Genomic DNA, 15,005 nt, shown 5'->3' on the forward strand with positions numbered 1-15,005 from the left:
TACCCCGAAGCGCCTCCTGACGGGTCACGGACCGTCCGGGTCCGCCCGGTTCAGGGCGGGGCGGGGAGTCGTGCCCGCTGTCATCAGGTAGTCCGCGGCGGACGTGTCCGTCACCAGGCTGGTGACGAGCCCGGACCGCAGCACCGCGTCGATGGCGGCGGCCTTGCGCTGTCCGCCCGCGATCGCCACGACCTCGGGGATGCGCCGCAGCCGGTCGGCCTCGACGGTGATGCACCGCTCGCCCAGGTCACGGCCGACCCGCCGCCCCTCGGCGTCGAAGAGGTGCGCGGACATCTCGGCGGCGACACCGAGGGTGGCGTAGTGGGCGCGCTCCTCCTCGGTGAGCATGTCGTGCACCGTCGAGATGCCGGGCTCCCAGGAGCCGATCGACACGCAGGCGACCGTGACCTTGTCGAAGTACTCGAAGGCACGGGCGATCCCGGTCTGGCTGCGCAGCGCGGCCGCGGTGGCCGCGTCGGGCAGCAGCATCGGCGCGTAGATGGGGTGGGCGTCGCCGCCCGACACCTGCGCGGCGCGGCGTACCGCCTCCACCGACCCGCGCTCCGCGGTCCCGGCGTCGTACACGCCCGTCAGCTGCACCACCGTGCACGGCGGGAGCCGGTCGAGCGCCGCCGCCATGTGGATGGTGGAGCGGCCCCAGGCCAGGCCCAGCACATCGCCCTCGTTGACCAGCTCACCGAGCAGGTCGGCGGCGACTTCACCGAGGTTCTCGGGGTCGGGCGACTCCTCGGCGTCCGCCGGGGACTCGACCACGACGGCGTGCCGCAGGCCGTAGCGGGCGCGCAGCGCGTCGGAGCGCTCCGCGTCCAGCTCGGCGGGCACCCGGATCTCGATCCGCACGAGATCCCGTTCGAGGGCGGTCTCCAGGACCCGGGCCACCTTGAAGCGGCTGACGCCGAACTCCTCGGCGATCTGGATCTTGGATTTCCCCTCGAGGTAGAAGCGGCGGGCCATGGCCGCCGCCTGCACCAGCTCAGCGGGTCCCATCCGCATGGCTGACCGGCCCGCCGACATACCCGACACGGCGATCTCCTCACTGCTGTTCACACTCTGGATTCGCCGTTCATCCTTGCAGATCCGGCGTACTTGATCAGCCCTGCTGGGCGGCGTTCACGTTCCCTTTGGTCAGTGGTCGCACGCCCACGCCGCATGGGCCGTCGCGCCCTGAGCCTGGGTGCGCAATGCACGTACCGCGTGGGCCGGATCAGCGGCCCCGTACACGGCCGAGCCTGCGACGAAGACGTCCGCGCCCGCCTCCGCGCACCGCTCGATGGTGGACGCCGACACACCGCCGTCGACCTGAAGCCAGAGCTCGAGGCCGTGCTTGCTGATCAACTCACGGGTGCGGCGGATCTTCGGCAGCATGATGTCCAGGAACGCCTGGCCACCGAAACCGGGCTCGACCGTCATGATCAGCAGCATGTCGAGCTCGGGGAGCAGGTCCTCGTACGGCTCGATGGGGGTCGCGGGCTTGAGCGCCATGGAGGCGCGGGCGCCCTTGGCCCGGATCTCGCGGGCGAGCCGAACCGGCGCGGCGGCCGCCTCGACGTGGAAGGTGACGGAGCCGGCACCCGCTTCCACGTACTGGGGTGCCCACCGATCGGGGTCCGCGATCATCAGATGGCAGTCCAGCGGCGTGTCCGTCGCACGGGCCAGGGACTCCACCACCGGCACACCGAGCGTGAGGTTCGGGACGAAATGGTTGTCCATGACGTCGACATGGAGCCAGTCCGCGCCCTCCACCGCCTGTGCCTCTTCGGCAAGACGGGCGAAGTCCGCGGACAGAATGCTGGGGTTGATCTGCACGGCCATGCCCCAAGCCTGCCATGCCCCGGGCCGGTTGCTCTCCTCGGTCCGGCTCCTGGACCGTACCTGAGACATACCGGCGGCATACCTGCGCCATACATGCGCCATACCTGCGCCGTGCCCGAGCCTCACCGGGGCGACACCAAAACGGCACCAAAGCGGCACCGGGACCGTTGCGCGGGTGTCGCGCCCCGCACGGTCCGGGTGCCGCCGGTTCTTCAGCCGCGGGCGAAGGCCAGCAGGTCGGCGTCGAAGACGTCCTTGAACGGGGCCACCATCGACAGACCGTGCGGGGCACCCGGGTACACCTTCAGCGTGGCGTCCTTGACGATTTTCGAGGACTTCTCCGCGGCCGCGACGATGGGCACGATCTGGTCGTCGTCGCCGTGTGCGATCAGGGTGGGGATGTCGAACCGCTTCAGGTCCTCGGTGAGGTCGGTCTCGGAGAACGCCTTGACGCAGTCGTACGAGCCCTTGATACCCACCTGCAGGCACCACAGCCAGAACGCGTCCCGCGTGCCCTGGGACACCTGGGACCCGGGCCGGTTGGCGCCGTAGAAGGGCACGCTGAGGTCCTCGTAGAACTGCGAGCGGTCGGTCGCGACGCCCTTGCGGATCTCGTCGAAGACCTCCAACGGCAGCCCCTCGGGGTTCGCTTCCGTCTTGAGCATCAGCGGGGGGATCGCGCTGAGGAGGACGGCCTTGGCGACCCGTCCCGTGCCGTGGCGGCCGATGTAGCGCGTCACCTCGCCGCCACCGGTGGAGTGGCCGACCAGGATCACGTCGCGCAGATCGAGTGTCTCGATCAACTGCGCCAGGTCGTCCGCGTACGTGTCCAGGTCGTTTCCGTCCCACGGTTGGCCTGAGCGTCCGTGGCCGCGGCGGTCGTGCGCGATCGCACGGAAGCCATTTTCGGCCATCATGCGGACCTGGGGGTCCCAGGCGTCGGCGTTCAGCGGCCAGCCATGGCTGAACACGACCGGTTGCCCCGTACCCCAGTCCTTGTAATAGATTTCCGTGTCATCCTTCGTGGAAATGAAAGGCATGGCATATTTCTTTCGATCGAGTTACGTGCGGGATCCCTGATCGGCTGAAATGCATGACGGGAAATTCACGCTACCCGACACGCCGCTTTTCCGCGCGGTACGCCTCCAGCAGGCGGAGCCACACCTCGCTCGCGGTGGGGTAGCTGGGCACGACATGCCACAGCACGGGAAGCGGCACTCTCGCGACGATGGCCGTCGTGGCGGAGTGGACGAGTTCCGCGACGCCCGAACCGACGAACGTCGCGCCCACCACCGTGTCGGTATCCCGGTCGACGACCAGTTTGGCGCGCCCGAAGTAGTCCTCGCGCTGCACATACGTGCCGGCCAGCGCGGCCATGTCGTACTCGACCGTCGCCACGTCGAGTCCCGCCGCGCGCGCCGCCCGCTCGGTCATGCCGGCCGATCCGACCTCCGGGTCGGTGAACGTCACCTGCGGGTTGCCCCGATGTCCGTCGGCGGAGCCCGGCACACCGCTCCCCGCTCCGTCCACCCGCCCGTCCTTGGCGCGGGCGGCGATCACCTCACCGGCGATCCGCGCCTGGTACTTGCCCATGTGGGTCAGCAGCGCGCGTCCGCAGACCTCACCGACCGCGTACAGCCAGTGCCCGTCCACCGCCCGTACGGCCTGCTCGTCGTCGACCTCCAGAAAGCCGCCGTCGGGGCATCCCACCGACGACAGGCCGATGTCCTGGGTGTTCGGCGTACGTCCGGTGGCGAGCACCAGTTCGTCGGCGACGAGCGTGCTCCCGTCGTCCAGCCGGACGGTGACCTCGCCGCCGTGCGCCAGCCCGACTCCCGTGTCACGGGGATCGTCGCGCCGCACCTCGGTGACCGATCTGCCGGGAAGCAGCCGCACCCCCGCGTCCGTCAACCGGTCGGCCACCATGCGCCCGGCGAAGGGTTCCGCCCGGGCCAGCAGGCCGGTGCGCCGGTACACGACGCTCAACTCCTCGACGCCCAGCGGCTTCAGCCAGGTGGCCGCCTCGCACGCGACCACCCCACCGCCCAGCACCACGACCCGGCGTGGCACCTCGCGCAGATTGGTGACGTCTCGGGACGTCCACGGGCGTGCCTCGCTCATGCCGGGGATCGTCGGCACGGTGGTGCAGGAGCCCGTGTCGATCACCACCGCGTGCCGTGCGGTCAGCACACGGGTGCCGCCGGCCGCCGTCTCCACCGCCACCGCGCGCTCCCCGGCGAGCCGCCCGTACCCGCGTACGACATCGATGCCGACGCCGAGCGCCCAGTTGATCTGCGAGGAGTCGTCGAGGCCGTTCACGACGGTGTCCCGGCGGGCCAGTACCGCGCGCACGTCCAGCTCGCGCCCGGTCAACAGCGAGGACACACCCGGCACATGCCGTCCGCCGTCCAGCACCTCGGCCGGGCGCAACAGGGCCTTGCTGGGCATGCAGGCCCAGTACGAGCACTCGCCGCCCAGCAACTCCGCCTCGACCAGCACCGCCTCCAGACCGGAGAACTGCGTGGCGTACTGAGCCGCGTTCTCCCCGGCCGCGGCGCCGCCCAGGACGATGACGTCCCACTCGGAACGATCGGGATCCACACGCGCTGCCATCATTCACGCCCTCAAATACGAGAATGGTGAACTCGGAGGATCAGGCGATGACTCTCATATTGCGCTCGGACGGGGGTTACCACGCCTCGTCCTACTCCGCTCCGGCCTTTTCTCCGAATACGAGAAAGGGTACGCCTTCGGGCTGTTCTCGGCGCTGGGAGAGGTCACGCCGTCCGGCGGATCAGCGCCAGATACATGGCGTCCGTACCGTGCAGATGCGGCCACAGCTGTACGTCGGGGCCGTCGCCCAGCGCCGGTACGCCGGGCAGGAGCGGGCGGGCGTCGAGGAGTTCGGCGGAGCCCGTGTCGTAGTGCTTGAGGACGTCGTCCACGACCGCGCGGGTCTCGGCGAGGTGCGGCGAGCAGGTCGCGTACCCGACGACGCCGCCGACCCGTACGGAGTCCAGCGCCGTGCGCAACAGCCCGCGCTGGAGGGGCGCGAAGCCTTCCAGGTCCTCGGGACGGCGCCGCCAGCGGGCCTCGGGACGGCGGCGCAGGGCGCCAAGACCCGTGCAGGGCACGTCCATGAGCACCCGGTCGAAGGTGCCGGGCAGCCACGGCGGACGGGTGCCGTCGGCGGCGATGACCTGGTAGGGGCCGGGATTGCCCGCGAGCGCCTTGGCCACCAGGCCCGCCCGGTGCGGCTGCTTCTCCGCGGCGAGCAGCGCGGCGCCGCGCTCGGCGGCCAGTCCGGCGAGCATGGCGGCCTTGCCGCCGGGGCCCGCGCAGCCGTCCAGCCACGCCTTGTCGGGGCCGTCGAGCGGCGCGTTCGCGAGAGCGAGCGCCACCAGCTGGCTGCCCTCGTCCTGGACGCCCGCCCGCCCCTCCCGTACGGCGTCGATGGCACCGGGCTCGCCGCCCTCGCTGAGCCGCACGGCGTACGGCGACCAGCGTCCCGGCAGCACGGACTCCTCCCCAAGAACGCCGAGGAGTTCGTCGGCGGTGGAACGCCCGGGCCGCGCCACGAGCGTCACCTCGGGCCGCTCGTTGTCGGCCTCCAGCAGGTCCTCGATCCCGGCACGGCCGCCGCCCAGCGCGTCCCACAGCGCCGAGACGACCCAGCGCGGGTGCGAGTGCACGACGGCGAGGTGGTCCTCGGGGTCCTCGTCGTAGGGCGGCGCGACCTGCTCGAGCCAGGCGTCGAGATCCTGCCGGGCGACCTTGCGCAGCACGGCGTTGACGAACTTGGCGCGCCCGTCGCCGAGTACGACGCGGGCGAGTTCGACGGAGGCGGACACGGCGGCGTGCGTCGGGATGCGCGTCCCGAGCAGCTGGTGTACGCCGAGGCTGAGCACATCGAGCACGGGCGGGTCGACTTCTCGCAGCGGCCGGTCCACACAGGCCGCGATGACGGCGTCGTACGTCCCCTGCCGGCGCAGCGTCCCGTACACCAGCTCGGTGGCCAGCGCCGCGTCCCGCGCGTCGAACTTTTCCGGTCCCTCCTTCTCGCGCGCCTTCCGCAGCAGCGGCGGCAGCACGAGGTTGGCGTACGCGTCGCGCTCGTCCACGGCCCGCAGCGCCTCGAAGGCGAGCATGCGGACCGGGTCCTTCTGGGGGCGGCGGTAGGGCTTGCCGGGCTTACGCGGCCCGCGGGACTGCTCAGTCACGAAAAAGGTGCTCCGGATCCTGGATGGTTCGACCCCTCCAGCCTACTTCCGGACGGACGTCGTCGGCCGGACGGCCCAGGTGTCCTGGTCGGCCGGCCGCCCGCCGCTCAGCCGCCCGGGATCACCAGTCCCGTCCCGTACGCGATCACGACCGCCTGGGCCCGGCTGTCCGGGCCGAGCTTGGTCATGGTGCGGTTGAGGTGGGTCATGACGGTGGCCGCGCTGGTGACGAGGCGGTGGGCGATCTCCGTGCGAAGGCCTCGATCAGGCGGCGGGTGACGCTGGGCGCGAAGAGCGCGTCGCCGCCGTCGACCGCGGCCACCGCGGCGAGCAGCCGCTCGGGCCCGGAGTCCTTCAGCGGAACCCGCAGCCCCCGGCCCGCAGGGCTCCGTACACGTACTCGTCGAGGCGGGTCCGGAATCACCCCTCTCCGTCGTCCATGACGGAGACCGTCAACCCGCGCTGCCCATGACCGAGTGTCACGCGCGCGTGCCGGCGCATCGCCGCAGACCAGTCCCAGAGCCCGGACGGTGCGTCAACTTCTTGTGTTACCAATGGAGTTGTACAACCTCACGGCTACCGCGCCCGGCTGCGCACCAAATCCCAGGCGGCGGCCGCGGACTTCCAGCGGCCCGCCACCAAGTACTACGGGGTCACCCTCACGGTGGACGCCAGGGTCAGCCCGAAGACCTGGCCGGTGCTGCGCGCCCACGCCTTGTGATCCCTCCCGGCCGGCCGGGAGCCCGATGGCCCGCACCCCCCGGGGGAGGTGCGGGCCATCGCCTTACGACCGCGTGTCAGGCCCCGAGCCGCTCGCCGGAGGCGATGCGCACCCCGCGGGCCCAGTCGGCCGCGCGCATCGGCTTCTTGCCCTGGGCCTGGACCCAGAGCAGTTCCACGGCGTACGAGCCGGTCCCGACGTACACGTTGTTCTTGCCGACGGACAGTTCGCCCGGGGCGAGGTCGGTGCGCTCGGGCACGGGCGTGGCGTGGATGAGCTTGAGCCGCTCGCCGCGGAAGACGGTCCAGGCGCCGGGCGCGGGCGTGCACCCGCGCACCATCCGGTCGACGCGCAGCGCCGGTGCGGACCAGTCGACGTGGGCGTTCTCGACGGTGATCTTCGGCGCCAGGGTGACGCCGTCGGCAGGCTGCGGTACGGCCTTCAGGGTGCCGTCCTCGATGCCGTCCATGGTCGCGACGAGCAGGCCGGAACCGGCGAAGGCGAGCCGGGTGAGCAGGTCCCCGCTGGTGTCGGTGCGCCGGATCTCCTCGGTGACGGTCCCGTACACCGGCCCCGAGTCGAGCCCCTCCTCGATGAGGAAGGTGGAGGCACCCGTGATCTCGTCCCCCGCCATGATCGCGTGCTGCACGGGGGCGGCGCCACGCCAGGCGGGCAGCAGGGAGAAGTGCAGATTGACCCATCCGTGGGCGGGCACGTCGAGGGCGACCCGGGGCAGCAGCGCCCCGTACGCCACCACGGGGCAGGCGTCGGGCCCGATCTCCCTCAGCCGGGCCAGAAAGTCCTCGTCCCGCGGCTTGACCGGCTTCAGCACCTCGATGCCGGCCTCCTCCGCCCGCTCGGCGACCGGACTCGCGACAAGCCGGCGTCCCCGGCCGGCGGGCGCGTCGGGCCGCGTGACCACGGCGGCCACCTCGTGCCGCCCGGAGGCGATCAAGGCGTCCAGTGCGGGAACGGCGACCTCGGGGGTACCTGCGAAGACGAGCTTCATGGGTGGCGGCTGGCCTCTCGGGCGGGAACGCTTCAGGGCCCTGCACATCCGCCGGTCCGGACGGGGTACGGGGCAGCGCACCAGTCTATGCGGCGCGAGGGCTCGGCGGCTCGGGGGTTCGACGGGCGGCACGCCGAACACACGAACAGGTACCGAAGACCGAGGCGAGACAACGGCGTACCGGGGGCGTACGCCCCGGGACGCGCCCTGTGCATATGCCCTTGCGCCCCCACAGCGTGACCACTCACCCGCAAACGCGTTGGTCAAGTGAGAGTTGACCACATCGGGCCGCGATCGCGGCCCGATCCTTTTCAACGCCGGTTCGAGAGGCTTGTTCATGGCCGACCACGCAACCCACGACGCCCAGGCTCGGGCCAGCCTGCACTTGCTGGTGCGGGACATCGAGCGGGTCCGCCGGCAGGTGGACGCACTGCGCACGCTCACCGCACAACTGGGCAATGTCTACCGCCCGCGCCGCTCCGGCCCCTCCGCGGGCTTCGTCGTCTACGGACGCGCCCCCGCCCCGACCGTCCGCCTCGCCCAGGAGCTGCGGGACAGCGTCGAGACCCTGGTCACGGCCGCCGTGGACTTCGACCGCTCCCTGGGCTTCTCCTGGGACGCGGTGGGCTCCGCCCTCGGGGTCACCAAGCAGGCGGTGCACCGCCGTTACGGCGCCCGCCGCGCCGCCGCGCAGGCCGCCGCCGAGGCCGAGCGCTCCACTGAGACCTCGGGCACCCGCACGGTCGCCGTCAACACGGGCATCCCCACGGTGCCGACGGTCCCCGCCGCCCGCTCCATGCCGACCCAGCCGACCGCGGGCAGCCCCACGCTGCGCGAAGAGGTCAGGCCCACGGCGTTCCCGGGCCCCCGCAACGGCTGACCCCACCTCTCGCCTGCCTCCCGGCACCATCGAAGCCGGGAGGCGGCCCAGGGCGGGGAGGCCCGGACGGGGGCGGACCGACGCTCGTCACCCGATGTCCGGCGGATCGATCCGAATCCGTACGGGCTCACTCACGCCCCGCGCCATCCGCGCCGCCTGGGCGGCCTTCAGCGCGGCCGCCAGCGCCGCCCCGCTCCCCGGCGGCACCCGAACGAGCGCCCGCTCCCACTGCTCCCCCGGCGGCGGCGCACCCACCCGGCGCGGTCCACCGGCCTGTGTGACGGGCAGCGGCACCGGCCCCAGCACCTCCGCATCGCCCGGAAGCTCGACCACGGCGAGGAACCCGGCGAGCGCCTCCGCCGTACCCGACACGGCCGCCATCCGGGACACCGGCGGAAACCCGAGCTCGGCCCGCTCGGCGAGCTCCCGCACCGCGTGCCCGACGGGATCCCACCGTACGAGCGCCTGCACGGGCCGCAGGGTCGGCTCCGCGACGACCACGACCGTGCCCCCCGCCCCCTGTCCGCGGACCAGCGCCGCCGCGCCGATCCACCGTCGCAGCGCGTCCTCGCCGGCCCGCAGATCGGGCCGCGACAGCATCGTCCAGCCGTCGAGCAGCAACGCGGCGGCGTACCCGCCCTCGGCGACGGGCTCGGCCCCCGGCGTGCTCACGACGAGCGCGGGCGCACCCGGGACGGTGTCGAGCACCTGCTCGCGTCCCGACGTCCGCACGGGCACGGCCGGAAACGCCCGCCCCAGCTCCTCCGCGGTCCGCCGCGCGCCCACGACCTGGGCCCGCAGCCGGAACCCACCGCACTCGGGACAGTGCCAGGCCGCCTCGTCCCGCCCGCACCACGTGCACAGCAGCGCCCCGGCGTCCCGCGCCTCCAGCGGTCCCGCGCAGTGCCGGCAGCGAGCCGGCGCCCGGCACTGCGCACAGGCCATCCGCGGTACGTACCCACGCCGCGGGACCTGCACCAGTACGGGCCCGTGCCGCAGGCCGTCCCTCACCACCTGCCAGGCGAGGGTCGGCAGCCGGGCGGCCCGCGCCGCCTCGTCCCGCGCGAGGTCCCCGTCCCCCACGGTCCGCACGAGCGGCGCGCTCGCCCGCACCTGCTCCCGCTCGGCGACCAGCGGCAGCGCCCACCCGCTCTCGACCAGCTGCGCCGCCTCGACCGTGCAGCCCCAACTCCCCAACAGGAAGGCGCACTTGTCATGAGCGGCCCGCAGCAGCAGCACTTCCCGGGCATGCGGCTGCGGCGCGTGCTGCTCGCTGTGGCTGTCGTCGCCGTCGTCCCAGATGACGACGAGTCCCAGATCCCGTACGGGCGCGAACATGGCGGCCCGGGTCCCCACGACGGCCCGTACGGAACCACGCCGCACGGCCAGCCACTCGCGATATCGCTTCTCGGGGCCGGCCTCGGCCGTGAGCACCGCGTGCTGTCCCTTCCCCAGTACGGCGGACAGCGCGGCATCCACCCGTGTGACGGCCCGGCCGTCCGGCACGACGACGAGCGCGCCCCGCCCCGAGGCGAGCGTCGCGCCCACGGCCCTGGCGATCTCCTCGGCCCAGCCGGGCCCCGGCAACGCGTTCCACACGGCCCGCGGTGCCCCGCCCGCGGCGAGCGACTCGAGGAAGGCCGCCCCCCGCCCGTATCGCGCCCAGGAACCGGTCTCGGGTATGCCGGGCGGAGGAAGCGGCGCGGGCGAGGGCTTCTGTTCGGCCCGCGCGTTGCGCGGCGGGACCGCGAGCTGCAGCACGTCCGCGAGGCTCCCCGCGTACCGGTCGGCGACGGCGCGCGCGAGTCCCAGCAGCTCGGGCCCGAGCACGGGCTCGGGCGACACGACCTGCGCGAGCGCGGCGAGCGGCCCGGCGTAGTCGGACGCGGCGAGCCGCTCGACGAGGAACCCGTCGATCAGCCCCCCGCCCTCCCGCCGGCCCTCCCGCACCCGGTGCCGCCCGGCCCCGAACCGCACCCGGACCCGCACGCCCGGCTGTGCCTCGGCGTCCAGCTCCGCGGGCACGGCGTAGTCGAAATAGCGGTCGAGGTGCAGCACACCCTTGTCGACGAGGACCCGTGCGACAGGCAGCTCCTCGGCGAGCTTCGCCCCCCGCCACGTGCGCGGCTTCGCCTTGGGCGCCCGGGCCTGCCGCACCCCTTCCCGAATCAACGCAAGCTGCTCGGGCGGCGCGCCCTCCGCGCCGCCCTCACCCCACCCGTTCGCGCTGCTCACAGCAACATTCCTACCAGACCCCACTGACACCGCCGCGCGCCCGAGATCGGACCGGCCACGGATCACGAACGCCCCGAGGGCGCTTCTGCCATGGGCCACTCGGCCATACCGGTCCAAGGACCGGCAGCAGGATTCGAACCTGCGAGGGGATCACACCCCGGAAGTACCCGTGCCCATCGCACCGGACGCCACGACGTCAGTTCTCCCGAGTTCCAAGCGGCAGCGGACCATGATCCAGAATCACCGCGCGCCCTGGGCGCACTCCACCGAAGTAACCGCGGCCATCGCACCGGGAGACCCCGACCCTACGAACCGCGCCCCGACCCGCACCACCGATTTACGCACCCGCCCACCCATCTCTACCCACCCGCCGCGCCCGGCCCCTCGCGGACTCCCGCCGGGAAACGGTGAGGCCCGGCACCCCGACGGGGTACCGGGCCTCACCGTGCAGGCGTTGCTTACAGACCGACGGCCTTGCGCAGGGCTTCCACGCGGTCCGTGCGCTCCCACGTGAAGTCGGGCAGCTCGCGGCCGAAGTGGCCGTAGGCGGCCGTCTGGGAGTAGATCGGGCGCAGCAGGTCGAGGTCGCGGATGATGGCCGCCGGGCGGAGGTCGAAGACCTCGGCGATGGCGGTCTCGATCTTCTCGGCGTCGACCTTGGCGGTGCCGAAGGTCTCGACGAAGAGACCGACCGGCTCGGCCTTGCCGATGGCGTAGGCGACCTGGACCTCGCAGCGGGAGGCGAGGCCCGCGGCGACGACGTTCTTGGCGACCCAGCGCATGGCGTAGGCGGCGGAGCGGTCGACCTTGGACGGGTCCTTGCCCGAGAAGGCGCCGCCGCCGTGGCGGGCCATGCCGCCGTACGTGTCGATGATGATCTTGCGGCCGGTGAGGCCGGCGTCGCCCATCGGGCCGCCGATCTCGAAGCGGCCGGTCGGGTTCACCAGGAGACGGTAGCCCTCGGTCTCCAGCTTGATGCCGTCGTCGAGGAGGGCCTTGAGCTCCGGCTCGACCACGAACTCGCGGATGTCGGGGGCGAGGAGGGAGTCGAGGTCGATGTCCGACGCGTGCTGCGAGGAGACGACGACCGTGTCCAGACGGACCGCCTTGTCGCCGTCGTACTCGATGGTGACCTGGGTCTTGCCGTCGGGACGGAGGTAGGGGATCGTCCCGTTCTTGCGGACCTCGGAGAGGCGGCGCGACAGGCGGTGCGCGAGGTGGATCGGGAGCGGCATCAGCTCCGGGGTCTCGTCCGTCGCGTACCCGAACATCAGGCCCTGGTCGCCCGCGCCCTGCTTGTCGAGTTCGTCCTCGTCGCCCTCGACCCGGTTCTCGTACGCCGTGTCGACACCCTGCGCGATGTCGGGCGACTGCGAGCCGATCGACACCGAGACACCACAGGAAGCTCCGTCGAAGCCCTTCTTCGACGAGTCGTAACCGATCTCCAGGATCTTGTCGCGGACCAGCTGGGCGATCGGCGCGTACGCCTTGGTCGTGACCTCGCCGGCCACGTGCACCAGGCCGGTCGTGATCAGCGTCTCCACGGCGACCCGGGACGTCGGGTCCTCGCGCAGAAGCGCATCGAGAATGGTGTCGCTGATCTGGTCAGCGATCTTGTCGGGGTGACCCTCGGTCACGGACTCCGAGGTGAACAGGCGACGGGACACAACGCTCCCTGTGGTTGCAGCGGCTGCTGGCTGATCATTGGTGGACGGGACGAGAGCTGCGCTCGGCGTCGTCCGAGAACAGTTTATCGGTCGCACTCACCCACAGGCCCCCCTGTCTCGCTTCTCGGAAGCCCTGTGACCTGCGGCACGGGCATTCTGCGCCATGACGATCGTTCTCCACCAGGGTCCCCACGGGCGATTTCACGCTGATGGACGCGGCGGCTGGGGCTAATGAGACAGTCACACCAGGCGGCGTACCACCAGGTCCCACACCATCTCGGCCAAAGCCTCCTTGGGGCCGTACGGCACCGGGGTCTCACTGCCGTCGGCCCCCAGCACCACGGCCTCGTTCTCCTCGGCACCGAAGGTCTTGCGCTCCCCCACCTCGTTCACGACGAGAAGATCGCACCCCTTGCGCGCCAGCTTCGTACGACCGTTGGCGAGGACGTCGTCCGTCTCGGCGGCGAAACCGACGACCACCTGGCCGGGGCGGGGACGGTCCGCCGAGATCTCCGCGAGGATGTCCGGATTACGAACCAGAACGATCGGCTCCGGTTCCTGGTCGTCCTTCTTCTTGATCTTTCCGGCCGCGTAGGCGGCCGGGCGGAAGTCCGCCACCGCGGCCGCCATCACCACGGCGTCGGCGTCCGAGGCCGCCTTGAGGACCGCCTCGCGCAGCTGCACGGCCGTCCCGACCGGCACCACGTCCACGCCCGCCGGGTCCGGCAGTCCGGTGTTCGCGGCGATGAGCGTGACCCGGGCGCCCCGCGCGGCCGCCGTGCGCGCCAGGGCGTACCCCTGCTTGCCGGAGGAGCGGTTGCCGAGGAAGCGGACGGGGTCGAGGGGCTCTCGGGTACCGCCGGCGCTGACGACGACGTGGCGGCCGGTCAGATCGGGCTCGGTCGCGCCGCGGGCGAGCACCCGGCGGCAGACCTCGAAGATCTCCGCAGGCTCGGGCAGTCGCCCCTTGCCGGTGTCGACGCCGGTCAGGCGCCCCACGGCGGGCTCGATGACGACGGCGCCGCGGCGGCGCAGCGTCGCCACGTTCTCCTGGGTGGCGGGGTGCTCCCACATCTCGGTGTGCATGGCGGGCGCGAAGACGACCGGGCAGCGGGCGGTGAGCAGGGTGTTGGTGAGGAGGTCGTCGGCCAGGCCGTGGGCGGCCTTGGCGAGCATGTCGGCCGTCGCGGGGGCCACCACCACCAGGTCCGCGTGCTGTCCGATGCGGACGTGCGGGACCTCGTGGACGTCCGACCAGACCTCGGTGGAGACGGGGTGGCCGGAGAGCGCGGACCAGGTGGCGGCGCCGACGAAGTGCAGCGCGGAGGCGGTGGGGACGACGCGCACGTCGTGGCCCGACTCCGTCAGCCTGCGCAGCAGCTCACAGGCCTTGTACGCGGCGATGCCACCGCTGACCCCCAGCACGACCTTGGGCTTGTCCACCGTCTCTCCCCGAGCTCGGAAACGTACGACTCCATGACACACCACAGGCCCGGCGGTCGCGCCGCCGGGCCTGGGATGAGCGATTGAACGACTACTGCGCGGGGCCCTCGACGGCCTCGGACGTCAGCAGACCGGCGTTGATCTCGCGCAGGGCGATCGACAGCGGCTTCTCGTGGACGTGGGTGTCGACGAGCGGACCGACGTACTCGAGGAGGCCCTCGCCGAGCTGCGAGTAGTACGCGTTGATCTGACGGGCGCGCTTGGCCGCGTAGATCACGAGGCTGTACTTCGAGTCGGTGGCCTCGAGGAGCTCGTCGATCGGAGGGTTGATGATGCCCTCGGGAGCGGTAATGGAAGAGGACACGCTCTGCCTTCCGAAAGGTGGAAATGACCTAAAAGTGACCTGAAAGATCAAACAACTTCTACCAAGGCTAGCAGCTCACGCGCCACGTCCTCGACGGAGGTGTTGACCAGGGTGACGTCGAACTCCGGCTCGGCCGCCAGTTCGATCTTGGCCGCCTCCAGGCGTCGCTCGATCACCTCGGGCGGTTCGGTGCCCCGTCCGGTGAGCCTGCGCACCAGCTCGTCCCAGGAGGGCGGAGCCAGGAACACGAGCAGGGCCTCCGACATGGACTCGCGGACCTGCCGTGCACCCTGGAGGTCGATCTCCAGGAGGACGGGTACGCCCGACTCGAGGTGCTCCAGGACGGCGGCACGCGGCGTCCCGTAGCGGTTGCCGGCGAATTCGGCCCACTCCAGCAGCTCGCCGTTGGCGATCAGCTTGTCCATCTCCTCGTCGGAGACGAAGAAGTAGTGGACTCCATGCTTCTCACCGGGGCGCGGCTTGCGGGTCGTCGCCGACACCGAGAGCCAGACCTCGGGGTGTTCCTTGCGCATATGGGCGACGACCGTGCTCTTGCCGACCCCAGAGGGGCCGGAGAGCACGGTCAGCCGCGGTCGTTCACTCATGCAGCGATTATTCCAGCAATCCCGGTAT

Annotated in this window: 12 protein-coding genes and 1 pseudogene; 1 reads left to right on the forward strand and 12 read right to left on the reverse strand. The window is 71.8% G+C overall.

Features of this window, described 5'->3' with window-relative positions; all coding sequences use genetic code 11:
• Positions 1-24 precede the first annotated feature (24 nt).
• The 7 genes and pseudogenes from FNV62_RS12405 to fmt all read right to left on the reverse strand — a co-directional run bounded on the left by FNV62_RS12405 (position 25) and on the right by fmt (position 7,783).
• Positions 25-1,068, reverse strand: coding sequence for a sugar-binding transcriptional regulator (locus FNV62_RS12405; RefSeq protein WP_054236820.1), 1,044 nt, complete (start codon positions 1,066-1,068; stop codon positions 25-27).
• Positions 1,069-1,146: 78 nt separating this feature from the next.
• Positions 1,147-1,833, reverse strand: coding sequence for a ribulose-phosphate 3-epimerase (gene rpe / locus FNV62_RS12410; protein ID WP_054236821.1), 687 nt, complete (start codon positions 1,831-1,833; stop codon positions 1,147-1,149).
• Between the two features lie 212 nt (positions 1,834-2,045).
• Positions 2,046-2,873, reverse strand: a complete 828-nt coding sequence (locus FNV62_RS12415; protein ID WP_097283892.1) for an alpha/beta fold hydrolase — start codon at positions 2,871-2,873, stop codon at positions 2,046-2,048.
• A gap of 70 nt (positions 2,874-2,943) precedes the next feature.
• Positions 2,944-4,449 (reverse strand): dihydrolipoyl dehydrogenase family protein, encoded by a 1,506-nt coding sequence (locus FNV62_RS12420; RefSeq protein WP_413083837.1) that lies wholly within the window; start codon positions 4,447-4,449, stop codon positions 2,944-2,946.
• A gap of 161 nt (positions 4,450-4,610) precedes the next feature.
• Complete coding sequence (locus FNV62_RS12425) at positions 4,611-6,053, reverse strand: RsmB/NOP family class I SAM-dependent RNA methyltransferase (protein ID WP_143612864.1); 1,443 nt, start codon at positions 6,051-6,053, stop codon at positions 4,611-4,613.
• A 107-nt stretch (positions 6,054-6,160) separates the two neighbouring features.
• Positions 6,161-6,461: pseudogene (locus FNV62_RS12430) on the reverse strand (LuxR C-terminal-related transcriptional regulator); the annotation flags it as partial.
• Between the two features lie 389 nt (positions 6,462-6,850).
• Entirely contained in the window at positions 6,851-7,783 is a 933-nt protein-coding gene (gene fmt / locus FNV62_RS12435) for a methionyl-tRNA formyltransferase (RefSeq protein WP_054236824.1), read from the reverse strand.
• Between the two features lie 337 nt (positions 7,784-8,120).
• Between fmt and FNV62_RS12440 the strand changes: the two genes are divergently transcribed.
• Entirely contained in the window at positions 8,121-8,663 is a 543-nt protein-coding gene (locus FNV62_RS12440; RefSeq protein WP_054236825.1) for a hypothetical protein, read from the forward strand.
• Positions 8,664-8,750: 87 nt separating this feature from the next.
• Here FNV62_RS12440 and FNV62_RS12445 read toward each other — a convergent pair whose 3' ends face one another.
• The 5 genes from FNV62_RS12445 to gmk all read right to left on the reverse strand — a co-directional run bounded on the left by FNV62_RS12445 (position 8,751) and on the right by gmk (position 14,977).
• Positions 8,751-10,898, reverse strand: a complete 2,148-nt coding sequence (locus FNV62_RS12445; protein WP_097283895.1) for a primosomal protein N' — start codon at positions 10,896-10,898, stop codon at positions 8,751-8,753.
• A gap of 458 nt (positions 10,899-11,356) precedes the next feature.
• Positions 11,357-12,565 (reverse strand): methionine adenosyltransferase, encoded by a 1,209-nt coding sequence (gene metK, locus FNV62_RS12450; RefSeq protein WP_054233985.1) that lies wholly within the window; start codon positions 12,563-12,565, stop codon positions 11,357-11,359.
• A 240-nt stretch (positions 12,566-12,805) separates the two neighbouring features.
• The gene (gene coaBC, locus FNV62_RS12455; RefSeq protein WP_054233984.1) at positions 12,806-14,008 is read right to left on the reverse strand and encodes a bifunctional phosphopantothenoylcysteine decarboxylase/phosphopantothenate--cysteine ligase CoaBC; all 1,203 of its coding nucleotides are present in this window, start codon (positions 14,006-14,008) and stop codon (positions 12,806-12,808) included.
• A gap of 91 nt (positions 14,009-14,099) precedes the next feature.
• Positions 14,100-14,372, reverse strand: coding sequence for a DNA-directed RNA polymerase subunit omega (gene rpoZ, locus FNV62_RS12460; protein WP_003982715.1), 273 nt, complete (start codon positions 14,370-14,372; stop codon positions 14,100-14,102).
• A 47-nt stretch (positions 14,373-14,419) separates the two neighbouring features.
• A complete protein-coding gene (gene gmk, locus FNV62_RS12465) occupies positions 14,420-14,977 on the reverse strand; it encodes a guanylate kinase (protein ID WP_054233983.1) in 558 nt (185 codons plus the stop codon).
• Positions 14,978-15,005 lie beyond the last annotated feature (28 nt).

It is taken from the genome of Streptomyces sp. RLB3-17 (genome assembly GCF_007113425.2).
In the GTDB taxonomy this organism is placed as follows: Bacteria; Actinomycetota; Actinomycetes; order Streptomycetales; family Streptomycetaceae; genus Streptomyces; species Streptomyces mirabilis_D.

What these genes read in the sequence shown, in the direction of transcription:
- rpe (WP_054236821.1), bottom strand. Translation starts at nt 1,833, where the DNA reads ATGGCCGTGCAGATCAACCCCAGCATTCTGTCCGCGGACTTCGCCCGT.
- FNV62_RS12415 (WP_097283892.1), bottom strand. Translation starts at nt 2,873, where the DNA reads ATGCCTTTCATTTCCACGAAGGATGACACGGAAATCTATTACAAGGAC.
- FNV62_RS12420 (WP_413083837.1), bottom strand. Translation starts at nt 4,449, where the DNA reads ATGATGGCAGCGCGTGTGGATCCCGATCGTTCCGAGTGGGACGTCATC.
- fmt (WP_054236824.1), bottom strand. Translation starts at nt 7,783, where the DNA reads ATGAAGCTCGTCTTCGCAGGTACCCCCGAGGTCGCCGTTCCCGCACTG.
- FNV62_RS12440 (WP_054236825.1), top strand. Translation starts at nt 8,121, where the DNA reads ATGGCCGACCACGCAACCCACGACGCCCAGGCTCGGGCCAGCCTGCAC.
- gmk (WP_054233983.1), bottom strand. Translation starts at nt 14,977, where the DNA reads ATGAGTGAACGACCGCGGCTGACCGTGCTCTCCGGCCCCTCTGGGGTC.